Here is a 23,770-nt window from a genome sequence, read left to right on the forward strand (position 1 = left end):
CCTTCCTGCCGGCCTGTCCACAGACGGCCACTCGACTGTCGGACCCTTCACGTTGAGTGGATCCATGACCACCACCGAGCCCCTCACCGCAGCCGCTGTCGCGGCGATGCGGCGTGAGGTGCAGGTGTCGCTCGACGGACCCAGCGAGCTCGACGATGCCGCGCGGTTCGATCTGCTCAGGGCGCTCGAGGAGCTGGTCTGCACGGCGACAGCCGCGCAGGCTGCGGTCGCCGCCGACCTGGCCGAGTGGGTCGAGGCCGACCACGAGTCCCTGGGCGTGCCGGCTTCGCGACGCGGTCAGGGCGTCGGCGCGATGATCGCCCGGGCCCGACGGGAGTCGCCGCACCGCGGCCAGCGCCACCTCGGCCTGGCTCGTGTCGTGCGCACCGAGCTTCCGCACACCTGGGCTGCGTGGCGGGCCGGACGCGTCACCGAGTGGCGCGCCACCGTGATGGCGCGTGAGACCGCCTGCCTCTCGCTCGAGGACCGGCTCGCGATCGACGAGCTCCTCGCCGCCGACCACGACGTGTTCGAAGCGATGAGCGAGCGCGAGGTCGTCGGAGGCGTGCAGACCGAAGCCGCCCGCCTCGACGCCGAAGCCGTCACCGCCCGCCGCCGCAACCGCCCGAGCCACCGGTGATCCCCGGACCCGGGGCCAGGTGATGGCCGACGAGCTGGTCCTACGGATCGCCGGGACCCACCAAGCAGCCAGCGACGGTGCTCCGGGTGCCGAGTCCGCCGACCGCACGACACCGAGAGACGAAGCAGGAGCGAGCTCACAGGAGCGAGCGCACCGGCAGGGTGGTGCCGCGCGGTCGGTCGCGCTCAACCTCGTGATGTCCCACGACGCGCTCCTCGGCACCGCCGACGACGACGCCCGCATCGCCGGCTTCGGACCCATCCCCGCCGAGCTGGCCCGCGAGATCGTCGCCAACGCCGTCGGACGCGGCGACGAGGTCTGGCTCCGCCGGCTCTACGCCTCACCCACGACCGGCGAGCTGGTCGCGATGGACAGCAAGTCCCGACTCTTCCCGGCGGGCCTCGCCCGATTCATCAAGCTGCGCGACCAGGTCTGCCGGACCTCGTGGTGCGACGCCCCGATCCGGCACATCGACCACGTCCAGTCCTGGGAGACCGGCGGCCCGACCTCGGCGATCAACGGCGAGGGCCTGTGCGAGGCGTGCAACTACGCCAAGGAAGCCGCCCGATGGCGCGCCAGACCCGGGCCGGACGGCACCGTGACCACCACGACTCCGACCGGCCACTCCACCACCACCCGGCCTCCGCCGGTCGTCACGATCGCCAGACGGCAGCTGCCGGCACTTCAGGTCGACTTCGTCCTCAGCGGCTGAGCCGGGCGGCAGTCAAGCCAACTGCCTTCTTCGCTCGCTCGAGCACCGCACTCGACTGACGCAGGGCCTTGTCGGCACCGACCGCGAGGAGGGCGGCCAGTTGGGCCCGGTCGCCCATCAGCTCGTCGTGGCGGCGTCGAAGAGGCTCGAGCTCGGCTACGACTGCGGCGGTGACGGCTCGCTTCAGGGAACCGTAGTCGCGCAGCGAGTCGGCCACCACCTGCGGGTCCTGTCGAGTCAGGACCGCCAGGATGTCGAGCAGGTTCGAGACGCCCGGCTTGGCCGCAGGGTCGTAGGTCACGACGTTGTCCGAGTCCGTCACGGCGCGCCTGATCTTCAGGGCGATGGCGTCGGGGGTGTCGAGGACCCGGACGACGCCGAGCGCGTCGTCGGGCGCGGACTTGCTCATCTTGATCCTGGGGTCCTGGAGGTCGGTCACCCGCGCCGCCAGCGCCGCGGGCGCGATCTGCGGCACGACGAGCGTGTCGCCGTACGTCGCGTTGAACCGGATCGCCAGGTCGCGCGTCAGCTCGACGTGCTGGCTCTGGTCGCCGCCGACCGGCACTCGGTCGGCGTCGTAGAGGAGGATGTCGGCGGCCATGAGGCAGGGGTAGGTGAACAACGAGGCGCGAGTGCGCGGCCTCCCGCCCTTCTCCTTGAACTGGATCATCCGGGACAGCTCGCCGACGTACGCCGTGCACTCGAGCAGGTAGCTCATCTCCACGTGCGTCGGCACCTGCGACTGCACGAAGACCGTGCTCCGGGCGGGATCGAGCCCTGCCGCGATCAGCGTCGCGGCCGTCGACAGCGTCGTCTCCCGAAGGCGCGCCGGGTCCTGCGGCAGGGTCAGGGCGTGGAGGTCGGAGACGAAGTAGTAACCCTCCACCTCGTCCTGGCGCTCGACGAAGCGGCGCAGCGCGCCGAGATGGTTGCCCAACGTGAGGCGGCCCGACGGGGTGATCCCCGACAGGTCCCGGCCGCGGTGGTCCTTCATGGATGTCCTCCTGGTGTGTGGGTCCGTCGAGGTCCCACTCCTGCCTGGAGAACACAGAAGCCGCCCCGAGGGACGGCTTGTGTGGTTGCGCGAGATGGCCGTCCGCTAGGACAGCCACCAGGTCTGGATCAGGCGCGCGTTCACGGGAGACAGCATCACACGACGCGCACCTACTGTCACTCGACCGGCAGGCCGAGCCCCCGGGCGATGAGCATCCGCTGGACCTCGGAGGTCCCCTCGCCGATCTCGAGGACCTTGGCGTCGCGGTAGAACCGGGTGACCGGGTACTCCTCCATGAAGCCGTAGCCGCCGAAGACCTGGGTCGCGATGCGGGTCGCGGTCACCGCGGACTCGGTGGCGTAGAGCTTGGCCACGGCGGCGGCCTGCTTGAAGGCGCCCATCGAGACGGACGCGGAGCCGGCGTCCATGGCGTCCTTCATCGCCGCCGCCTTGTAGGTCAGCAGGCGCGAGGCGTCGAGCATCACCTGCAGGTCCGAGACCTGGAAGGCGACACCCTGCTTGCGCCCGATCGGACCGCCGAAGGTCTGGCGCTCACCGGCGTACTCCAGCGACATGTCGAGGCACGCCTGGATGCAGCCGACCGCGAGGGCGGCGATCGCGACCCGCCCGTCGTCGAGGGTCGCGAGGAACTGGGCGTAGCCGCGTCCCCGCTCGCCGAGCAGGTTGGCCTCGGGGACGCGCGCGTCCTCGAACGAGAGCGGGTGCGTGTCGGAGGCGTGCCAGCCGAGCTTGTCGTAGGCCTTCTCGGCGGTGAAGCCGGGCGTGCCGGACGGGACGATGATCGTCGAGATCTCCGGACGCCCGTCCTCCCGCTCGCCGGTGCGGGCGGTGACGGTGACGAGGGAGGTGATCGACGAGCCCGAGTTGGTGATGAACTGCTTGGCACCGTTGACGACCCACTCGCCGTCGTCGAGGACCGCCTTCGTCCTCGTCGCCCCGGCGTCCGACCCGGCGCCCGGCTCGGTGAGCCCGAAGCCCGCGATCGACTCACCGGCCACGAGGGCCGGCAGCCACGTCTCCTTCTGCTCCGCGGTGCCGAACGTGAGGATCGGGTTGATGCCGAGGCCGACGGCGGCCTCGAGCGTGATGCCCATCGACTGGTCGACGCGACCGATCTCCTCGATCGCCAGGCACAGCGACGTGAAGCCGCCGTCCTCGCCGGCCATGCCCGAGCCGCCGAACTCCTCGGGGGCGGTGAGGCCCATGAGCCCGAGCTCGCCCATCTTCTGCACGACGTCGGTCGGGAAGTGGTGCTCGCGGTCCCACTGCGCGGCGTGCGGCGCGATCTCCTTCTCGGCGAAGTCGCGGACGCTGCGGCGGAACTGCTCGTGCTCGGGGGACAGCTCGAAGGTCATGCACTGAGACTAGCGCCACAGGTTAGCGATCGCTAACCTCTGGCCCGCGGGGACGGCCGGGAGAGGCCAGGAGCGGCCGGACAGTGTGAGGTACTCGATTGTCGCGACCACCTCGGACGGGTCTAGAGTTAGGCGAGCCTAAGCAAAGTAAGGACTGCCTCGTGACGACCCGCCCCCGCCGCCCCCTCCGTCATGGCCTGCCCGTCGCGCTCGCCGCGACCCTCCTGCCCGCGTCGACCCTGACGGGCTGCGGCGTCTTCGGCTCCCCGGACCTGGTGATCTACAACGCGCAGCACGAGCAGCTGCTCGACGAGATCGTCCCGATCTTCGAGGAGGAGTCCGGCCTCGACGTCGAGCTGCGCAACGGCAAGGACCTCGAGATGGCCAACCAGATCGTCGAGGAGGGCAAGGACTCCCCCGCCGACGTGTTCCTGACCGAGAACTCCCCGGCCATGAGCATCGTCGACAACGCCGGCCTCTTCGCCGAGCTGCCCGCGTCGTCCTACGCGACCATCCCGGACCAGTACGTCCCGGACGACAAGACGTGGACCGGCTTCCTCGCCCGCTCGACCGTCGCGATGTACAACACCGACTCGATGACCGAGGCGGACATGCCCGCCTCGCTGATGGACTTCGCCAAGCCCGAGTGGAAGGGCCGCGTGGCGTTCTCGCCCACCGGCGCCGACTTCCAGGCGATCGTCTCGGCCGTCCTCGCGATCGAGGGCGAGGACGCCACCGCGGCGTGGCTGAAGGGCCTCAAGGACAACGGCGTCATCGTGCAGAACAACCTCGTCGTCATGCAGTCGGTCGACTCCGGTGAGGTCGATGCCGGCATCGCCTACAGCTACTACTGGTACCGCGACCGCCAGGAGAACGGCTCCGACTCCGACAGCTCGGCGCTGCACTTCTTCGGCAACCAGGACCCGGGCGCGTTCCTCAGCATCTCCGGTGCCGGCATGCTCGCGAGCAGCGAGCACAAGGACGCGGCCGAGGAGTTCATCACCTGGCTCACCGGCACCGAGGCGCAGCAGGCGATGGCCGAGTCGTACGCCCTCGAGTACCCGCTCAACCCCGAGGCGAAGCTCAACCCCGAGGTCAAGCCGTTCGACGAGCTCCAGCCTCCGACGGTCGACGTGTCGAGCCTCAACGGTCCCCAGGTCACCGACCTGATGACTGAGGCAGGGCTGCTCTGACCACCACCCCCACGAGCACGGCCGCGGAGCCGCACACCCGGTCGACCTCGAGGTCGGTGACCGGGCGGCGCACGCCACCGCTCCTGCTGGCGGCGGGAGCGGCCGTCGCGCTGCTCGCGCTGGTCCCGCTGGCCTACGTCGGGACGTACGTCGTCGTCATCGGGCCGGTCGACCTCTGGCACCTCGTCGCACGCCCCCGCATCGCCGAGCTCCTGCGCAACACCATCACGCTGGCGGCCGCGTGCATGGCCGCGACCGCCGTGCTCGGCGTAGCGCTGGCGTTCCTCGTCGAGCGCACCGACCTGCCGGGCCGCCGCTACTGGCACGGCCTCCTCGTCGCGCCGCTGGCCGTGCCGGCGTTCGTCAACGGCTACGCCTGGGTCTCGCTCGACCGCAGCGTGCACGGCTTCGCCGGCGCGTTCGGCGTGGTCACGCTGAGCTACTACCCGCTCGTCTACCTGCCGGTCGTCGCCATGCTCCGTCGCCTCGACCCGGCGCTGGAGGAGTCGGCGTGGTCGCTCGGCCACTCGCGGGTCCGCACCTTCCGCAGCGTCGTGCTCCCGCAGCTGCGCCCGGCTCTTCTCGGTGGTGCGCTGCTCGTGGGCCTCCACCTGCTCGCCGAGTTCGGCGCGCTGTCGCTGCTGCGCTTCCCGACCTTCACCACCGCGATCTACGACCAGTACGGCTCGACCTTCAACGGCGCGGCCGCGACCGCCATGGCCGGTGTCCTCGTGCTGCTGTGCCTGGTGCTGCTGCTCGCCGACCTGCGCCTGCGCGGGGACCGGCGGTACGCCCGCGTCGGCCGCGGCGCCGCGCGCAGCGTCGTACCGCTCTCGCTTGGATCGTGGCGCGCGCCCGCCCTCGGCGCGCTCGTCGTGGTCGTCGTCCTCGCGCTCGGGGTGCCGGCCTACTCGCTCGTGAAGTGGCTCGTCGTCGGTACGTCGACCCAGTTCCCCGTCGACGACCTCACCCGCGCCCTCGTCGCGACCGTCGTCCTCGCCCTGGCCGGGGCGGTCGTCACCACGCTCGCAGCCGTGCCCGTCGTGTGGCTGGCCGTGCGCCACCGCGGGTGGGCCTCGACTCTCATCGAGCGCAGCACCTACGTCGCCAACGCGCTGCCCGGCATCGTCGTCGGCCTCGCCCTGGTCGTGGCCTCGCTGCGCCTGGTGCCGGCGGTCTACCAGACCGCGACCCTCCTCGTGGCGGCCTACGCCATCCTCTTCCTGCCGCGTGCCGTCGTGACCGTGCGCGCCGGGCTGGAGCAGGCGCCGGCGGTGCTCGACGACGTCGCGCACAGCCTCGGTGTGGGACCGCTGGCCACGGCCCGCCGGGTGACGCTGCCGCTGATCGCGCCGAGCCTGGGCGCCGGCGCCGCGCTGGTCTTCCTGGCGATCTCCACCGAGCTCACCGCGACGCTGATGCTCTCCCCGATCGGCACCCGGACCCTGGCGACCGAGTTCTGGGCGGCCTCGTCGGAGCTGCGCTACGGCGCGGCCGCGCCCTACGCCCTGCTGCTCGTCCTCGTCTCGATCCCCGCCACCGTGCTGCTGATGCGCACCGACGGCCCCGCCGCGCAGACCCAGGAGGTTCCGGCATGAGCTCGCTGACCATCACCGGGGTGACCAAGCGCTTCGGTGCGACCGTCGCGGTCGACGACGTCAGCCTGCACGTCCCGAACGGCTCGTTCACGACCGTCCTCGGCCCGTCGGGCTGCGGCAAGACGACGCTGCTGCGCCTGATCGCCGGCTTCCTCCTGCCCGAGTCCGGCACCATCGCGTTCGGGGACACGGTCGTCGCCGGGGACGGCGTACGCCCGATGCCGCCGCAGACGCGCCGGGTCGGCTACGTCCCGCAGGAGGGCGCGCTGTTCCCGCACCTCGACGTCGCGGCCAACATCGCGTTCGGCCTCGACAAGGGCGCCCGCGGCTCCGACCGGGTGGCCGAGATGCTCGACCTCGTCGAGCTGCCGGCCGACTTCCGCAGCAGGCGCCCCGACGAGCTGTCCGGCGGGCAGCAGCAGCGGGTCGCGCTGGCCCGCTCGCTGGCGCCGAAGCCCGCCGTGGTGCTGCTCGACGAGCCGTTCTCCTCGCTCGACGCGAGCCTGCGTGACAGCACCTCGCGGGCCGTACGACGTGCGCTCGAGGCCAGCAACACCACCGGCGTGCTGGTGACGCACGACCAGAATGAGGCGCTGTCGCTCGCCGACGAGGTCGCGGTCATGCGCGGCGGCCGGCTCGTGCAGTCCGCCGCCCCGAGCGAGGTCTACCTCTCGCCGAGCGACCCACAGGTCGCCGAGTTCGTCGGTCGCGCCGTCGTCCTCCCGGGCACCGCGTCCGAGGCGCGGGCCACCTGCGCGCTCGGCGAGGTCGTGCTCACCGAGCCGACCGAGGGCGAGGTCTCGCTGATGATCCGCCCCGAGCAGGTCTTCGTCGACCTGGCGCGCGACGAGCCCGGCAAGGCCGTCGGCGTGCGGGGCACCGTCGAGGAGGTCAGCTACTACGGCCACGACTGCGCCGTGCAGGTGCGACTCGACGACGGCACGTCCGTGCTGTCGCGCATGTCCGGCGTGCGCCACCCGGCCGCCGGCGACACGGTGCACCTGCGCGTCACCGGCCTGGTGCGCGCCTACCGTCCCGCGGGGACGCCGTGACCCTGACCCCCCAGCGGCCGGTGCTCGCGCCGCCGGTCCTCGACCACGCGCGCTTCGCCGACGCGCCCGCCGTCGTCACCGGCGACCGGATCCTCAGCCACGAGGACCTCGCCGGCCTCGTCGCCGAGCGTGCACGCTCGTGGGGGTCCGACCGCAGGCTCGTGCTCGTCGAGGGCGCCAACGACCTCGACGCGGTCGTCGCCTACCTCGCCGCCCTGCAGCACGGTCACGTGGCGCTCGTCGTCCCGGACGACCGCGCCGCGCAGCGTGATGCGATCGTCGCCGCCTACGACCCGGACGTCGTCTGCGCGGCAGGCTCCCCCGACGACGTACGCCGCACGACGTCGGCGCACGACCTCCACCCTGACCTCGCCCTGCTCCTCAGCACGTCGGGCACGACGGGCTCGCCCAAGCTGGTCCGGCTCTCGCGCGACAACGTCGCCAGCAACGCCGCCGCCATCGCCGACTACCTGGCGCTGACACCGGCCGACCGGGCGATCACCGCGCTGCCGCTGCACTACTGCTACGGCCTCTCGGTCCTCCACTCGCACCTCGTCGCCGGCGCGAGCGTGGTGCTGACCGACCTGAGCGTCGTCGACGAGTGCTTCTGGGACCTCGCCGCACGCGCCGGGGCGACCACGCTCGCGGGCGTCCCACACACCTTCGACCTGCTCGCGACGAGCGGCTTCGAGGAGCGCGACCTGCCGACCCTGCGGCAGGTGACCCAGGCGGGCGGCCGCCTCGCCCCGGACGCCGTACGACGCTGGAGCAGCCTGGGCCGCAGCCGCGGGTGGGACCTCGTCGTGATGTACGGCGCCACCGAGGCCACCGCGCGGATGGCGTACCTGCCGCCGCACCTCACCACAGACCACCCCGGATCGATCGGTGTAGCCATTCCGGGGGGACGGCTACGCCTCGACGAGGGTGTGGACGAGAGGGCCGGAGTGGGCGAGCTCGTCTACTCCGGCCCGAACGTCATGCTCGGCTACGCCCACTCCCCCGCCGACCTGGGTCGCGGCCGCGAGGTCGACGAGCTGCGCACCGGCGACCTGGCCCGCGAGGTCGACGGCCTCTTCGAGGTCGTCGGCCGGCTCAACCGCCGCGGCAAGGTGTTCGGCCTCCGGCTCGACCTCGACGCGCTCGAGCGCCACCTCCAGGCCGAGGTGGACCGCCGGGCGCGGGTCGTCGCCACCGACCGGGCGGTGCACGTCTTCCTCGGCTCGGGTCGCGGGACCGCGGCCGCGCGGGCCCTGACCGCCGACCAGTGCGGGCTGCCCGCGCACGCCGTGCAGGTCACGGTGCTGCCGCAGGTGCCGCTGACCGGCAGCGGCAAGGCCGACTACGCGGCACTGGCCCTGCTCGCCGACGAGGCCGAGACCCCGTCCGCGGGCCCCGACGGCTCGGTGCGCGCCGCCTTCACGCGGGTGCTCGGCCGACCCGACGCGCGCGACTCCGACTCGTTCGTCGGTCTGGGCGGTGACTCGCTGTCCTACGTCGAGCTCGCGACCCGGCTCGCCGACGTCCTGGGTGGGGCGGCACCCGCCGGGTGGCACACGCTCAACATCGGCGAGCTCGAGCTGCTCGCGTCGACGACGGCGACCGAGGGTGGGGACGAACCACGCCGCTGGGCACGCCTCGACACGACCGTCGCCCTGCGGGCGCTCGCGATCCTCTTCGTCGTCACCAGCCACGTCGACCTCCTCCACCTCGAGGGCGGCGCCCACCTGCTGCTCGCGCTGGCCGGCTACAACTTCGCCCGCTTCCAGCTCTCGAGCCCGGGCGGTGCCCGGGACCGCCTGCGGCACGGCCTGTCGGGCCTCGCGCAGCTCCTCGTCCCGTCGGTCCTGTGGGTGGGGGCCGTCGCCCTCGTGCTCGGCAGCTACGACCTGACGACCGCCCTGTTCGTGCGCGAGCTCGTCAACGACACCGAGTGGGACGACCAGTGGCAGCTGTGGTTCCTCGAGTCGCTGGTGTGGATCACGGCGGCTGCGCTCGCGCTCACCTGTGTGCCCGCCCTGCACCGTCTCGAACGCCGTACGCCGTTCCGCTTCGCGCTCACCCTCCTCGCCGTCGCGGCCGTGGCGCGATTCGCCGAGGTCGGCCTCCGCGCCGGGCCGACGCAGCGCTACACGACGCTGGTGGTCGCCTTCTTCTTCGTGCTCGGCTGGCTCGGCGCCCGCGCCGACACCACCCGTCGCCGGTGGCTCGTCTCCGCGCTGGCGGCGGCCCTGACGATCGGGTTCTTCGGCCAGCCGCACCGTGAGGCGATCGTGCTCGGCGGCTTCCTGCTCATGCTGTGGCTGCCCACCGTGCGCGTCCCCGCGTGGGCCGCGCGCGCGGCGGGCGTCCTCGCCGGTGCCAGCCTGTTCATCTACCTCACCCACTGGCAGGTCTACCCACCGCTCGAGGATGCCGGCCACCAGTGGCTCGCTCTCGCCGCGTCGATCGCGGTCGGCATCGCCTACGGGCGCGTCGTGCGACCCCTGCACAAGGCCGTCGGACGCGCCGTGCTCGGGTCGCGGTAGCCTGCCGGGCGGTGCTTTCCGCGGCCGGCGACCCGGCCACTGACCCAGGAGTCCGCGTGAGCTTGAAGAAGGTCCTGATCGCCAACCGCGGCGAGATCGCCGTCCGCGTCATCCGCGCCTGCAAGGACGCCGGCATCGGCTCCGTCGCGGTCTACGCCGAGCCCGACCGCGACGCGCTGCACGTCCGGCTGGCCGACGAGGCGCACTCGCTCGGCGGCGCGACGCCCGCCGACTCCTACCTCGACATCGCGAAGATCATCGCGGTCGCCGAGAAGTCCGGTGCGGACTCGGTGCACCCGGGCTACGGGTTCCTCGCGGAGAACGCCGACTTCGCCCAGGCGGTCCTCGACGCCGGGCTGATCTGGATCGGCCCGCCGCCGGCGGCGATCGAGGCGCTCGGCGACAAGGCCAAGGCCAAGCACATCGCCGACAAGGCCAAGGCCCCGCTCGCGCCGGGCACCAAGGACCCGGTGAAGGACGCCGACGAGGTCGTCGAGTTCGCGAGGGCCAACGGCCTCCCGGTGGCGATCAAGGCCGTCTTCGGCGGCGGCGGTCGCGGCCTCAAGGTCGCCCGCACGCTGGAGGAGATCCCCGACGCCTACGAGTCGGCTGTCCGCGAGGCGGTCACCGCGTTCGGTCGCGGCGAGTGCCTGGTGGAGAAGTTCCTCGACAAGCCGCGCCACGTCGAGACCCAGTGCCTGGCCGACCAGCACGGCAACGTCGTCGTCGTGAGCACCCGCGACTGCTCGCTGCAGCGACGCAACCAGAAGCTCGTCGAGGAGGCCCCGGCGCCGTTCCTGTCCCAGGAGCAGCTCGACGAGCTCTACGAGTCGTCCAAGCGGATCCTCAAGGAGGCCGGCTACTACGGCGCCGGCACGTGCGAGTTCCTCGTCGCGCAGGACGGCACCATCTCGTTCCTCGAGGTCAACACCCGCCTCCAGGTGGAGCACTGCGTCTCCGAGGAGGTCACCGGCATCGACCTGGTGCGCGAGATGTTCCGGATCGCCGCCGGCGAGGAGCTCGGCTACGGCGACCCGGAGATCCGCGGCCACTCCATCGAGTACCGCATCAACGCCGAGGACGGCGGCCGCAACTTCATGCCCGCCCCCGGCACCCTGTCGGCCTGGTCGCCGCCCTCGGGCCCCGGCGTCCGGCTCGACGGTGGCTACGAGAACGGCGAGACCGTCCCGGGCTCGTTCGACTCCCTCATCGCCAAGCTCATCGTCACCGGTACGACGCGCACCCAGGCGCTCGAGCGCTCGCGCCGCGCCCTCGACGAGTTCGTCGTGGACGGCATGCCGACGGTCATCCCGTTCCACCGCGCGGTCGTCTCCGACCCGGCCTACGTCGGTCCGTCGACCCCGTCGGGCGAGGGCGAGTTCACGGTCTACACCCAGTGGATCGAGACCGAGTTCGACAACCGGATCGAGCCCTACGCCGGCGACTCCGCGGAGGCGGACGGTGCTGGATTTGGGGGCAACGGCGAGCGGCAGAAGGTCACCGTCGAGGTCGGCGGCAGGCGCCTCGAGGTCGTGCTGCCCGCGGGTCTCGGTGGTCTCTCCGCCGGCGGAGCGGCCGGCGCGGGTGGGGCCAAGAAGGCCAAGCGCGCGGCGAAGAAGGCCGGCGCCGCCGCGTCCGGCGACGCCGTCACGTCCCCGATGCAGGGCACGATCGTCAAGGTCGCGGTCGAGGAGGGCGCCACGGTCGCGGAGGGCGACGTCATCGTCGTCATGGAGGCGATGAAGATGGAGCAGCCCCTCAAGGCCCACAAGGCCGGCACGGTCACCGGCCTGCAGGCCGAGGTCGGCGCCACGGTCACCAACGGCGCGGTGATCTGCGAGATCACCGACTGACCCGTTCACGAGACCTCCGCCGAGCGGTGGTCCACCCACATTCCGCAGACGGATCATGTGGGTGGGCCACCGCTCGCGTCGTGTCGAGGCCCGACACGCCGGCCAGCGGTGGTGAGGCCACATTCCAGACCAGCAGAAGGTGACTCCACCACCGCTCATGACCTCGCTCACATAGATAGCGAGCGCTCACTTTTTATGTGATTGTGGCGGGTGTGACCACCACCCGCGAGCGCCGCACCCAGGCCGAACGCCGTGAGGGCACGATCGCCGCGCTGCTCGACGGCACCGTGCGCTGCCTCGCCGAGCGGGGGTACGCCGCCACGTCGACGGCCGCCGTCTGCGCGGAGGCGGGCGTCAGCCAGGGGGCGTTGTTCCGCCACTTCCCCACCCGGCAGGCGCTGCTCGTCGCCACCGCCGAGCACGTCGCGACGCGCAACGTCGACGCATTCCGAGCGACCGCCGGCGCTGACGTCGACACCGTCGACGACGTCGTTGCCGTGCTCGGTCGGCTCCGCACGATCGTGCTCTCCCCCGCGAACCAGACCTGGCGCGAGCTGCTCGTCGCCGCCCGGTCCGACGCCGACCTCCGCGCGGCCCTCGTACCGGCCCGCGAGTCCCTGCAGGCTCAGATGCTCGGTGCGGCCGCCGACCTGTGGGGCGACCGGCTCCGCGACCACGACCTCGCTGCCGTGCTCAGCATCGTCGTCAACATGCTCGACGGGCTCGCCTTCTCCGCCCTCGACCCCGACCCGGCGGCCGCTCCCGGCCGCACCGTCGAGCGGGCGCTGCGCCTGCTCGCCGAGATGATCGTCAGCCACTACCCGCAGGAGCACCCGTGAACGACTTCACCCCCGACGTCATCGTCGTCGGCGCCGGTCTGGCCGGCCTCGTCGCCACCCACGAGCTGGCGCTCGCCGGCAAGCGGGTGCTGGTCCTGGACCAGGAGAACCGCCACAACCTCGGCGGCCAGGCGTGGTGGTCGCTGGGCGGCCTGCTCTTCGTCGACAGCCCCGAGCAACGTCGGATGGGCATCAAGGACTCTCCCGAGCTCGCCTGGCAGGACTGGCTGGGCTCCGCACAGTTCGACCGGCTCGGCGACGGCACCGACGGACCCGGTCGCGGTGGTGACTTCTGGCCGCAGCAGTGGGCAAAGGCGTACGTCGACTTCGCCCACCGCGAGAAGCGCGCCTACCTGCACGACCTCGGGCTCAGGTCGCTGCCGTTCGTCGGCTGGGCCGAGCGCGGCGACGGCCGGGCCACCGGTCACGGCAACTCGGTCCCGCGCTTCCACCTGACGTGGGGCACGGGACCGGAGGTCGTCCGGATCTTCGCCGAGCCGGTGCAGCGCGCCGAGGCCGCTGGGCTCGTACGGTTCGCCTTCCGCCACCAGGTCGACGAGCTGGTCGTCGAGGGCGGCGCGGTCGTGGGCGTGCGCGGCACCGTGCTGACCGACGACGACTCCGCACGGGGCGTGAAGTCGAGCCGTGACGTCGCGGGCGAGTTCGAGCACCGCGCCGCCGCAGTCGCCGTGACGAGCGGCGGCATCGGCCACAACCACGAGCTGATGCGCCGCAGCTGGCCGACCGACCGCGTCGGGCCCGCGCCCGAGCACCTGATCTCCGGGGTGCCCGCCCATGTCGACGGCCGGATGCAGGGCATCGCCGAGTCGGCCGGTGCCACGATGGTCAACAAGGACCGGATGTGGGCCTACGTGGAGGGCATCCACAACTGGGACCCGGTCTGGCCCGACCACGCGATCCGGATCCTGCCCGGCCCGTCGTCGATGTGGTTCGACGCCACCGGCAAGCGGCTGGAAGGCATGTCCGGCGTCCCGGGCGCCGACTCGATCGGCGCGATGAAGCAGATCCTCGCGGCCGGCCACGACTACTCGTGGTTCGTGCTGACCCAGTCGATGATCGAGAAGGAGTTCGCGCTCTCCGGCTCCGAGCAGAACCCCGACATCACGGGCAAGGACCTGAAGTTCCTCGCGCAGAGCCGCCTCGCCAAGGGCGCACCCGGACCGGTCGAGGCCTTCAAGGAGCACGGCGTCGACTTCGTCGTGGCCGACGACCTCGACGAGCTGGTCGCCGGCATGAACGAGCTGGCCCGCGGCCCGAAGCTCGACCCGGCCGTGCTGCGCCACCAGATCGAGGCGCGTGACCGCGAGGTCGACAACGCGTTCAGCAAGGACGTCCAGGTGATGGTGATCCACAACGCGCGTCGCAGCCGGACGGACAAGCTGATCCGCGTCGCCAAGCCGCACAAGGTGCTCGACCCTGCCCACGGCCCGCTCATCGCCGTACGCCTCAACATCCTGTCCCGCAAGACGCTCGGCGGGCTCGAGACCGACCTCGACGGCCAGTGCGTGGCCGCCGACGGCAGCCGCGTCCCCGGTCTCTACGCCGCGGGCGAGGTCGCCGGCTTCGGTGGCGGCGGCGTCCACGGCTACAACGCGCTCGAGGGCACCTTCCTCGGCGGCTGCATCTTCTCCGGCCGCGCCGTCGGGAGGGCGCTCGCCCGCTGAGTGATGAGTTCTGCGGCTCCCCGCCGTCATACCTCCAGACGAACACCCCACGACGGAGGATGGCGATGAGCGCGACGATGAGCGGGGAGACGGACGTGACCGACCCGGGAGCGATGGGCGAGGCCGAGTTCACGGCCCTGGTCGAGCGGCACCGGCGCGAGCTGCACGTGCACTGCTACCGGATGCTCGGGTCGTTCGACGACGCCGAGGACGCGGCGCAGGAGACCTTCCTCCGCGCGTGGCGCCGGCGCGAGACCTTCGAGGGACGCTCGACGTTCCGCGCCTGGCTCTACCGGATCGCCACCAACGCGTGTCTGGACATGCTCGCCAGGCGGCGCCCGGAGCCGGCGACGGGCGGCGAGGTGCTGTGGCTGCAGCCCTACCCCGACCGGCTGCTCGACGAGCTCACGGCCGACGACGTCGACGAGCCTGAGACCGCCGCGCTGGCCCGGGAGACCATCGAGCTGGCGTACGTCGTCGCGGTGCAGCACCTCGCCCCCCGCCCTCGTGCCGCGCTGATCCTGCGCGACGTCGTCGGCTGGCCGGCCAAGGACGTGGCGGACCTGCTCGGCGACTCGGTGAACTCGGTCAACAGCGCACTCCAGCGCGCCCGCGCCGGGATGCGCGAGCACCTGCCCGCCGAGCGGCAGGACTGGACCGGCGGCGACGACGACGCGGACAACCGCGAGCTCGTACGACGCTTCACCGAGGCGAGCGTCGCCACCGACATCGACGCGATCGCCTCCATGCTCCGCGACGACGTGCGGTTCGCCATGCCGCCGTCGCACGGCCTGACAGTCGGGCGCGACGCGGTCATCGCCGACTGGGTCGGCGACGGCTACACGCAGATGACCGGGCTGCGCCCTGTGCCGACCTCGGCGAACCGGCAGCCCGCCGTCGCCTACTACCTCTGGAGGGACGACTCGGACGCGTACCTCCCGCTGACCCTCGACGTGCTGAGGATCAGCGGCGGGCAGGTCACCGAGGTCACGATCTTCGACAGCGACCGGTTCCCGTCCCTGGGCCTGCCGGGCCGCCTGGAGGCTGACGGACCGGAGGCCGGCAGATGAGCCCCCGGACGGGCCTGCTGGCCGTCGCCGGGGCGACTGGGGCCGCGGCCGTCGTCGCCGGGGTTGCCCGGGCGGCCGGCGTCGACCTCGCGGTCGACGGGAGCGACGAGACGATCCCGGTCTCCGGCGTGGCCGTGATGACTGCGGGGTTCACCCTGGTCGGGGTCGCGATGGCGCTCGGCTTCCAGCGGTGGAGCGCGCGACCGGCCGACAGGTTCCTCGTCACGGCTGCCGGACTGACCGCACTCTCGCTGGTGCCTCCGGTCCTCTGGGGAGCCGACGGCGCCGCGGTCGGCACGCTCGTCGCGCTCCACTTGGTCGCGGCCGCGGTCGCTGTCCCGGTGCTGGCGCGGGGTCTCCGTCACCCGCGCGGCTGAGGCGGCTCAGCGCAGCCCGACGGCCTCGACGAGCGCGGCCAGGTGCTGCTCGAACAGGTCGGCGGGGTCCGAGAGGGTGTCGCGGCCGTACTGCCCGAACACCTCGAAGGACACGCACCCGAACAGCGCCGCCCAGGCGAGGAGCCCCCGAGCGATGAGCCTGTCGGGCGCGGTCAGCCCCATCTCCCGGCGGAGCCGCGCCAGGTCGCGGGAGAGCCGACGCGGCGTGAGCGGCGCGTCGTCGAGGTCGACGGCGCCCGCCCGCCACGCGTCCTCCCAGACCTCGACGAGCCGTCGGACGACCCGCGTGCCGGGACCGGTGGTGCGCTCGGCCGGTGCCTCGTAGCCGGGCACGGGACTGCCGAACAGCAGGGCGTACGTCGCCGGCTCGGCCAGCGCCCAGGCGCGGGTCGCCCGGCCGATCGCCATCATCCGGCCTCGGAAGTCGTCGGCGTCGGCGCGGGCGAGCACGCGGTCGACCTCGTCGCCGAGCTCGTCGTAGCCGTCGACGACCAACAACGTCAGCAGCTCGTCGCGGCTCGCGACATAGCGGTAGACCGCCGAGGAGACCAGCCCGAGGTCACGGGCGACCGCCCGTAGCGACAGGGCAGCGGCGCCGTCGGTGGCGAGGTGCTCGCGGCCGATGCGCACGATGTCACGCATCGTCTGCTCGCGTGCCCGGGCGCGTGGGGTGGACGGTTCCATCGCCTCATGGTGCCACATCAGTGAGCAACGATGCCGAAAGAGAGCACCGCTCTTGCTTTCGTCGCGCTATCGATGCAAGATGGGCCAAACGAGAGCACCGCTCTCTTCTTCGACACACAGAGGAGAACACCATGCAGACCGTCCACGTCGTCACCGGAGCCGGACCCGTCGGCTCGACCGTCGCCCTGCAGCTCGCCGAGGCCGGCCACCAGGTCCGGCTGCTGACCCGGTCGGGCAGCGGCCCCGTCCACCCGCTCGTCGACCGCCGTCGCGTCGACGTCTCCCGCCCCGACGCGCTGGCCGAGGCGTTCGACGGGGCGGTCGCGGTGCACCACTGCATCCACGGGTCGGCGTACGACGCCCGGGTCTGGCGTGCCGAGCTCCCCCGCGCCGAGCGTGCGGTGCTCGGGGCCGCCGGTCGCGTCGGCGCGGTGGTGGTCTTCCCCGAGAGCCTCTACGCCTACGGCCCCGTCGACGGACCCATCACGGAGGACCTGCCGCGCGCTGCGACCACCGGCAAGCCCGGCGTCCGCACCGAGCTCCTCGCGCTGCGCGACGAGTCGTCCACCCCGACGGTCAGCGTTGCCGCCTCGGACTTCTACGGCCCGCTGGTCCGCAACGCCCACGCCGGCGAGCGCATGGTCCCCACGGTGCTCGCGGGTCGGACGATGCGAGTGCTGGGCAGCCTCGACCAGCCGCATTCGTTCACCTACGTCCCCGACCTGGCCGCCGCGATGATCGAGGCGGCGGCCCGTCCCGAGCTGTGGAACTCGTTCCTCCACGCCCCGACCGCGGAGCCGGTCACCCAGCGCCGACTGGTCGAGCTCGTCGCCCGGGCAGGCGGTGTTCCCGTGCCGCGCACCTCGTCGATCCCGGCGTGGGTGCTGCGTGCGTCCGGTGCGGTGTCGCGGGAGATGCGCGAGCTCGCGGAGACGTCGTACATGTTCACCGACCCCTTCGTCCTCGACTCGTCGGCGAGCGAGCGCCGGCTGGGGCTGTCGCCGACCCCGATCGAGGTCGGTCTCGCCGCCACCGTCGCCTGGTGGCGCGCCCTGGAGAGCGCCGCGGCCTGACCCCGTCCTGCCCGGGGTACGGACGAGTAACCCACGTCACACCCGTCCCTCGATAGCGTTCGGCCCATGTTCTCCAAGGTCCTCATCGCCAACCGTGGTGAGATCGCAGTCCGGGCCCTCCGAGCCGCGCGCGAGATCGGCTCGCGGACGGTGGCCGTCTTCCCCCACGAGGACCGCTGGTCCGAGCACCGGATGAAGGCCGAGGAGGCCTACGAGATCGGCGAGGTCGGCCACCCCGTGCGCGCCTACCTCGACCCCGAGGCGATCGTCGAGGTCGCCGTGCGCTGCGGCGCCGACGCGGTCTACCCGGGATACGGCTTCCTGTCCGAGAACCCCGCGCTGGCCGAGGCCTGCGCCGCCGCCGGGATCACCTTCATCGGCCCGAGCGCCGAGGTGCTCACGCTCACCGGCAACAAGGCGCGCGCGATCGCCGCCGCCAAGGCCGCCGGCGTACCGGTCCTCCAGTCGGTGCCGCCGTCGACCGACGTCGACGAGCTGGTGGCCGCGGCCGAGCAGATCGAGGCGCCCCTCTTCGTGAAGGCGGTCGCCGGTGGCGGAGGTCGCGGCATGCGTCGGGTCGACGACCGTGCGGGGCTGCGCGAGGCGATCGAGACCTGCATGCGCGAGGCCGAGGGCGCCTTCGGTGACCCCACCGTCTTCATCGAGCAGGCGGTGGTCGACCCGCGCCACATCGAGGTGCAGGTGCTGTCCGACGGCACCGGCTCCGAGGGTGGGGTCATCCACCTCTACGAGCGCGACTGCTCGGTGCAGCGTCGCCACCAGAAGGTCGTCGAGATCGCGCCGGCGCCCAACCTCGACACCGACATCCGGGACCGGATGTGCGCGGACGCCGTCCGGTTCGCGCGCGAGATCGGCTACAAGAACGCCGGCACGGTCGAGTTCCTGCTCGGCCCCGACGGCCGCTACGTCTTCATCGAGATGAACCCGCGGATCCAGGTCGAGCACACCGTGACCGAGGAGATCACGGCGGTGGACCTGGTGCAGTCGCAGATGCTCATCGCCGCGGGCGCGACCCTCGCCGACCTCGGGCTCACCCAGGACTCCGTGCAGCCGCGTGGCTTCGCGCTGCAGTGCCGGATCACCACGGAGGACCCCGCCAACGGCTTCCGCCCCGACACCGGCAAGATCACGACCTACCGCTCCCCCGGTGGACCGGGGGTGCGCCTCGACGGCGGCACGACCTACGCCGGCGCCGAGATCAGCCCCCACTTCGACTCGATGCTCGCCAAGCTCACCTGTCGCGGTCGCACCTTCGAGGCGGCGGTGCAGAAGGCCCGCCGTGCGCTGCTGGAGTTCCGCATCCGCGGCGTCTCCACCAATGTGGGCTTCCTCCAGTCCGTGCTGGCCGACCCGGACTTCGCCGCCGGCGGGGTCACCACGTCGTTCATCGAGGACCACCCGCAGCTCCTCAAGGCCCAGGTCGGCGGCGACCGGGCGTCACGGCTGCTGACCTACCTCGCCGACGTCACCGTCAACCAGCCCCACGGCGCGGCGCCGGTGTCCGTGTCGCCCGTGAGCAAGCTGCCCGCGCTGGACCGCTCGCAGCCCGTGCCCGCCGGCACCCGGCAGCTGCTGCGCGAGGTCGGACCCGAGGAGTTCGCCCGGCGCCTGCGCGCCCAGGACCGGGTCGCGGTCACCGACACCACCTTCCGCGACGCACACCAGTCGCTGCTCGCCACCCGAGTGCGCTCGCGCGACCTGCTGGCCGTCGCGGAGCACGTCGCGCGCACCACGCCCGAGCTGTGGTCGGTCGAGTGCTGGGGCGGGGCGACGTACGACGTCGCGCTGAGGTTCCTCGCCGAGGACCCCTGGGAGCGGCTCGCCGCGCTGCGCGAGGCGATCCCCAACATCGGCCTCCAGATGCTGCTCCGCGGCCGCAACACGGTCGGCTACACGCCGTACCCGACGGAGGTCACCGAGGCCTTCGTGCACGAGGCCGCCGAGACCGGCATCGACGTCTTCCGTATCTTCGATGCGCTCAACGACGTCTCGCAGATGCGCCCGGCGATCGACGCGGTGCGTGCCACCGGCACGTCCGTCGCGGAGGTCGCGCTCTGCTACACCGGCGACCTGTCGTCCCCGGACGAGCGGCTCTACACCCTCGACTACTACCTGCGCCTCGCCGAGCAGATCGTCGACGCCGGTGCCCACGTGCTGGCGATCAAGGACATGGCCGGCCTGCTCCGCGCGCCGGCCGCCCGCACCCTCGTCACCGCGCTGCGCGAGCACTTCGACCTCCCCGTCCACCTGCACACCCACGACACCCCGGGTGGCCAGCTCGCCACCCTCGTCGCGGCGATCGAGGCGGGGGTCGACGCGGTCGACGCGGCCTGCGCGTCGATGGCCGGCACCACGTCCCAGCCCGCCCTGTCGGCGCTCGTCTCGGCCACCGACCACTCCGAGCGGGAGACCGGTCTGTCGCTGGCGGCGGTCAACGCGCTCGAGCCCTACTGGGAGGCCACCCGCCGGGTCTACGCGCCCTTCGAGTCCGGCCTGCCCTCGCCGACCGGCCGCGTCTACCGCCACGAGATCCCCGGCGGCCAGCTGTCCAACCTGCGCCAGCAGGCGATCGCTCTCGGCCTCGGCGAGAAGTTCGAGCAGGTCGAGGACATGTACGCCGCCGCCAACGACATCCTCGGCAACGTCGTCAAGGTGACGCCGTCGTCGAAGGTCGTCGGCGACCTCGCGCTCGCCCTCGTCGCCGCGGGCGCCGACCCGGCGGAGTTCGAGGCCGACCCGGCGTCGTACGACGTCCCGGACTCGGTGATCGGCTTCCTCAACGGCGAGCTCGGCGACCCGCCGGGCGGCTGGCCCGAGCCGTTCCGCACCAAGGCGCTCGCCGGACGCACCTGGAAGCAGCCGACGGAGAGCCTGACGCCCGAGCAGCAGCAAGGCTTGGCGGACGACCGTCGTACGACGCTCAACGAGCTGCTCTTCCCCGGCCCGACCGCGGCGTTCGTCGAGTCGCGCGAGGCCTACGGCGACCTCTCCGTCCTGCCGACCACCGACTACCTCTACGGCCTGCGTCGCGGCGGCGAGCACCCGGTGGAGCTGCGCGAGGGCAAGACCGTGCTCTACGGGCTCGAGGCGATCAGCGAGCCCGACGAGCGCGGCTTCCGCAACGTGATGGCCACCATCGACGGCCAGCTCCGCCCGGTGCAGGTGCGCGATCGCAGCGTGTCCGCCGAGGTCACCTCCGCCGAGAAGGCCGACCCGAAGAACAGCGGCCACGTCGCGGCGCCGTACGACGGCGCGGTGACCGTGACGGTCGCCGAGGGCGACACCGTCGAGGCCGGTCAGACCGTCGCGACGATCGAGGCGATGAAGATGGAGGCCTCGATCACCGCCCCCGTCGCCGGCACCGTCTCGCGGGTCGCGGTCCGTTCCACCCAGGGAGTCGAGGGCGGCGACCTGGTGCTGGTGATCGGCTAGCCCGGCACCGCCCGGACCAGGGCGCCGCGCACGTCGGGGTGCGCCAGTGGCGGCAGGTCGTCGGCGCGGGACCACCGGAGGTCGTCGTGCTCCTCGGGCGCGAGGTTGGCAGGGGTGCCCCGCCAGCCGTGCACCAACCAGGCGCTGAGCGACACGGGCGCGCGCACCGGCGTCACCTCGACCCGGCACAGGTGCACCACCGAGTCCACGTCGGCCTCGACGCCGAGCTCCTCGCGCAGCTCCCGCACGAGCGCCTCCAGCTCGGTCTCGCCATCCTCCCGCACTCCCCCGGGCAGGTCCCACGTGTCGGGGAAGGCGTGCTTGTCGGGCCGGCGATGGACGAGCAGCACCCGCCCGTCCTCGACCAGCGCGCCGACGACCACCCTCACCATGCCCCGATCCCAGCACGGGGCTCCGACAGTCAGCCCTGGTTGAGCACCACGACGTCGGGGTCCGGCTCGGCGTACTCCGTGACCTCGGGGTCCTCACCCGTCACCTGCCGGTAGACCTCGGTCGCGATGGCGCGCATGCCGTTGATCTTCGGGTGGAAGGGTGCCGCGATGCCGGCGCGGAAGCGCGGGCCGTTGACCCAGGCACGGCCCTTGGCGCACACGTCGTGGCCGCCCGAGACCGCCTCCATGTCGACGTACGACGCTCCGGCAGCCTCGGCGCCCCTGCGCAGCGAGGCGTTGAGGAGGCCCGCCACCTCGGTGACCGGACCGAGCACCTCGGGCGACGTGCCGATCGCCTTGCAGGTGCCCTCGGTGGGGAGGATGTCCGGGTAGCCGACGACCAGGACGTCGGCGTCGGGTGCGATCGTCGTGATGCGGCGGACGGCCTGCGCGATGCGTCCGGCGACCTTCCTCGCGTCGGCACCGAGCTGGTCGACCGGGCAGGCTGCGCCGGGCTGCTGGCAGCGGATCAGGCCGTCGTAGATCGCGAAGTCGTTGCCGCCGATCCCGAGGGTCACCAGGTCCGTGTCGGACGAGACGGCGTCGATCTGCGGCGGTGCCGTGCCGCCGTCGAACAGCGTCATCGGCGCGTAGAGGTCGGCGGTCGTGGCCGCCGAGCAGGTGACGTCGGTGTAGCTCGCCACGTCGAGCCAGTCGGCGAGGAAGGCCGGGTAGTTGTCCTTCGACCGGGCGCACCCCTGCGGGTCGGTGCGCATGGTGCCGATGAACGGACCGGCGGAGAACGAGTCCCCCATCGCGACGTAGTCGATGTCGCTGGTGACCTCGGTGTCGACGACCGGGTCGGGCAGGGCGTCGCCGCCGCTCGTCCCACCGGCGCTGCAGCCGGACACGACGATGGCCAGCGAGGCGACCAGGAGGGAGGGCCTCACTCTCTCAGCTGACCCTTCTGCCGCGGCGTGACCGAGAAGGTGAACCAGTCGGAGGGCAGCGTGAACGTGTCGCGGACCGTGTCACCGTCCGTGCGCGCCGTCCCGGTCGTCCCGACGAAGGCGACGTCGACGACGCGGCCGCCCCAGTCGCCGTTGCCGTCACGGGTGGTCACCTCGATGCTGGTGAGGTCGCCGATCGACGGCCACTTCGCCTCGATCTGGGTGTCGTCGATCGCCCTGGTCCAGGTGGAGTACGCCGGGTTGGCCACGCCGTCGTACGGGTCGGGCTGGGCCACGAGGTAGGGCATGGAGCCGGCCGCAGAGTATCCGCCGTTGCTGGCGGAGAACTGCGTGAAGGCCGGGCGCCCGCCGTAGAACAGGCCCTGCTTGGCTGTGGCCTTGATCGCCGCCGTGGCCGCCGGGTGCTCGTCGTCGACACCGCCGTAGACCTGGCAGCTGCTGGTGTCGCACAGGTCGTAGTGCGGGGCCGGCGGGTGCGAGCGCTCGAAGGCGGCGTACGTGCGGGCCGCGACCGACTGGGCGCTCACCGCGGCGGGCGCCCACGTCGCAGGAACCTCACGCGGGACGACGCCGCGGAGGTAGGCCTCCAGGCCGAGCCGGTTGACGGTCTCGCGCCTGGTGCTCTGGCGTGGGGCGACCGACTGGAGCGTGCCGCGGTAGTCACGGCGGCCCGCCGGCGTGACGAGGGTGAGCACACCGGTGGCGGAGACGAACTCGGCCTCGCCGGGCACCGTGCGCCACGTCCGCCAGCCGCCGCCCTTGGTGTACTGGACGGTCGTGTCGCTCCCGGCACCGATGAGGCGCCACTTCCTCGCTGCGTTGGCCGGCAGCCGCCAGGTCCGCTGCCTCGTGAGGCTGCCGACCTTCAGGCCCGGCTGGGCGGTCACCTGGACGTCCCGGCCGGTGTCGGCGGTGATGAGGACGCGGATCTTGCCGCCGATCCGGCCCCAGGTCGTGCCCGGGTAGTAGAACTCGTCGATCTGCTGCCAGGTCAGGCCCTGCTTGGCGGCACCGAGGGCGCCGTACTGCGACAGGCCCTTGCCGTGCCCGAAGCCGTGCCCGGTGATCGTGATCGCGACGCTGCCCGGCGTCGACCAGGTCTCGGCCTTGCGCCGCGGCTCCGCAGCCACTGCTCCGCCGGGAGCGAGCACAGGCAGCGCGAGCACGCTCGCGACGAGCGCGAGGAGGAGCCTGGTGGGGCGGGTACGGCGCATGGTCTGAGATCTCCCCCGAGACGTGGCGGAACTGAGTCCATGAGCGTA

At 72.4% G+C, this 23,770-nt stretch carries 19 protein-coding genes; 13 read left to right on the forward strand and 6 right to left on the reverse strand.

Translation table 11 applies throughout. The features are described 5' to 3' along the window. The first annotated feature begins 64 nt into the window (after positions 1–64). Together L2K70_RS14025 and L2K70_RS14030 are read left to right on the forward strand one after the other, a co-directional pair. Positions 65–640, forward strand: coding sequence for a 13E12 repeat family protein (locus tag L2K70_RS14025; protein WP_236402798.1), 576 nt, complete (start codon positions 65–67; stop codon positions 638–640). 22 nt (positions 641–662) lie between these two features. Further along, positions 663–1,352, forward strand: a complete 690-nt coding sequence (locus L2K70_RS14030; protein ID WP_236402799.1) for an HNH endonuclease — start codon at positions 663–665, stop codon at positions 1,350–1,352. Here L2K70_RS14030 and trpS read toward each other — a convergent pair. Then, positions 1,342–2,346 (reverse strand): tryptophan--tRNA ligase, encoded by a 1,005-nt coding sequence (trpS, locus tag L2K70_RS14035; protein WP_236402800.1) that lies wholly within the window; start codon positions 2,344–2,346, stop codon positions 1,342–1,344. The two genes, L2K70_RS14030 and trpS, sit on opposite strands and share 11 nt — an antisense overlap. Positions 2,347–2,522: 176 nt before the next feature. Continuing rightward, the gene (locus L2K70_RS14040; RefSeq protein ID WP_236402801.1) at positions 2,523–3,722 is read right to left on the reverse strand and encodes an acyl-CoA dehydrogenase family protein; all 1,200 of its coding nucleotides are present in this window, start codon (positions 3,720–3,722) and stop codon (positions 2,523–2,525) included. A 161-nt stretch (positions 3,723–3,883) separates the two neighbouring features. Here L2K70_RS14040 and L2K70_RS14045 point away from each other — a divergent pair, with 161 nt between their 5' ends. The 9 genes from L2K70_RS14045 (at position 3,884) to L2K70_RS14085 (ending at position 15,914) form a co-directional block, all read left to right on the forward strand. Then, a complete protein-coding gene (locus L2K70_RS14045) occupies positions 3,884–4,915 on the forward strand; it encodes an iron ABC transporter substrate-binding protein (protein WP_236402802.1) in 1,032 nt (343 codons plus the stop codon). A gap of 56 nt (positions 4,916–4,971) precedes the next feature. Then, on the forward strand, positions 4,972–6,513 hold the full coding sequence (locus tag L2K70_RS14050; RefSeq protein WP_236402803.1) for an ABC transporter permease: 1,542 nt from the start codon (positions 4,972–4,974) through the stop codon (positions 6,511–6,513). Continuing rightward, entirely contained in the window at positions 6,510–7,565 is a 1,056-nt protein-coding gene (locus tag L2K70_RS14055; RefSeq protein ID WP_236402804.1) for an ABC transporter ATP-binding protein, read from the forward strand. Before L2K70_RS14050 ends, L2K70_RS14055 begins: the two co-directional genes overlap by 4 nt. Further along, on the forward strand, positions 7,562–10,090 hold the full coding sequence (locus L2K70_RS14060; RefSeq protein ID WP_236402805.1) for an AMP-binding protein: 2,529 nt from the start codon (positions 7,562–7,564) through the stop codon (positions 10,088–10,090). The genes L2K70_RS14055 and L2K70_RS14060 overlap by 4 nt, the downstream gene beginning before the upstream one ends. A gap of 56 nt (positions 10,091–10,146) precedes the next feature. Beyond that, a complete protein-coding gene (locus tag L2K70_RS14065; RefSeq protein ID WP_236402806.1) occupies positions 10,147–11,943 on the forward strand; it encodes an acetyl/propionyl/methylcrotonyl-CoA carboxylase subunit alpha in 1,797 nt (598 codons plus the stop codon). Positions 11,944–12,155: 212 nt separating this feature from the next. After that, the gene (locus tag L2K70_RS21725) at positions 12,156–12,782 is read left to right on the forward strand and encodes a TetR/AcrR family transcriptional regulator (RefSeq protein WP_236402807.1); all 627 of its coding nucleotides are present in this window, start codon (positions 12,156–12,158) and stop codon (positions 12,780–12,782) included. Continuing rightward, the gene (locus tag L2K70_RS14075; RefSeq protein WP_236402808.1) at positions 12,779–14,467 is read left to right on the forward strand and encodes an FAD-binding dehydrogenase; all 1,689 of its coding nucleotides are present in this window, start codon (positions 12,779–12,781) and stop codon (positions 14,465–14,467) included. Before L2K70_RS21725 ends, L2K70_RS14075 begins: the two co-directional genes overlap by 4 nt. Positions 14,468–14,532: 65 nt before the next feature. Further along, positions 14,533–15,537, forward strand: coding sequence for an RNA polymerase subunit sigma-70 (locus L2K70_RS14080; RefSeq protein WP_236402809.1), 1,005 nt, complete (start codon positions 14,533–14,535; stop codon positions 15,535–15,537). Beyond that, positions 15,534–15,914 carry a DUF6069 family protein gene (locus L2K70_RS14085; RefSeq protein ID WP_236402810.1) on the forward strand — a complete coding sequence of 127 codons (381 nt, stop codon included), beginning with the start codon at positions 15,534–15,536 and terminating at the stop codon, positions 15,912–15,914. The genes L2K70_RS14080 and L2K70_RS14085 overlap by 4 nt, the downstream gene beginning before the upstream one ends. Before the next feature lie 6 nt (positions 15,915–15,920). On the opposite strand, the gene L2K70_RS14090 is transcribed toward L2K70_RS14085, so the two are convergent. After that, positions 15,921–16,619, reverse strand: a complete 699-nt coding sequence (locus L2K70_RS14090; protein WP_236402811.1) for a TetR/AcrR family transcriptional regulator — start codon at positions 16,617–16,619, stop codon at positions 15,921–15,923. 131 nt (positions 16,620–16,750) lie between these two features. Here L2K70_RS14090 and L2K70_RS14095 point away from each other — a divergent pair, with 131 nt between their 5' ends. Beyond that, positions 16,751–17,692, forward strand: a complete 942-nt coding sequence (locus L2K70_RS14095; protein WP_236402812.1) for an NAD-dependent epimerase/dehydratase family protein — start codon at positions 16,751–16,753, stop codon at positions 17,690–17,692. A 66-nt stretch (positions 17,693–17,758) separates the two neighbouring features. Next, positions 17,759–21,145 carry a pyruvate carboxylase gene (locus L2K70_RS14100; protein ID WP_236402813.1) on the forward strand — a complete coding sequence of 1,129 codons (3,387 nt, stop codon included), beginning with the start codon at positions 17,759–17,761 and terminating at the stop codon, positions 21,143–21,145. Here L2K70_RS14100 and L2K70_RS14105 read toward each other — a convergent pair. The 3 genes from L2K70_RS14105 to L2K70_RS14115 are packed head-to-tail and all read right to left on the reverse strand — an operon-like array spanning position 21,142 to position 23,722. Then, entirely contained in the window at positions 21,142–21,537 is a 396-nt protein-coding gene (locus tag L2K70_RS14105) for an NUDIX domain-containing protein (protein WP_236402814.1), read from the reverse strand. The two genes, L2K70_RS14100 and L2K70_RS14105, sit on opposite strands and share 4 nt — an antisense overlap. 29 nt (positions 21,538–21,566) lie before the next feature. Next, a complete protein-coding gene (locus tag L2K70_RS14110; RefSeq protein ID WP_236402815.1) occupies positions 21,567–22,487 on the reverse strand; it encodes an SGNH/GDSL hydrolase family protein in 921 nt (306 codons plus the stop codon). After that, positions 22,484–23,722 carry a SpoIID/LytB domain-containing protein gene (locus tag L2K70_RS14115; protein WP_236402816.1) on the reverse strand — a complete coding sequence of 413 codons (1,239 nt, stop codon included), beginning with the start codon at positions 23,720–23,722 and terminating at the stop codon, positions 22,484–22,486. Before L2K70_RS14115 ends, L2K70_RS14110 begins: the two co-directional genes overlap by 4 nt. Positions 23,723–23,770 lie beyond the last annotated feature (48 nt).

The organism is Nocardioides potassii (genome assembly GCF_021648885.1).
GTDB lineage: Bacteria > Actinomycetota > Actinomycetes > Propionibacteriales > Nocardioidaceae > Nocardioides > Nocardioides potassii.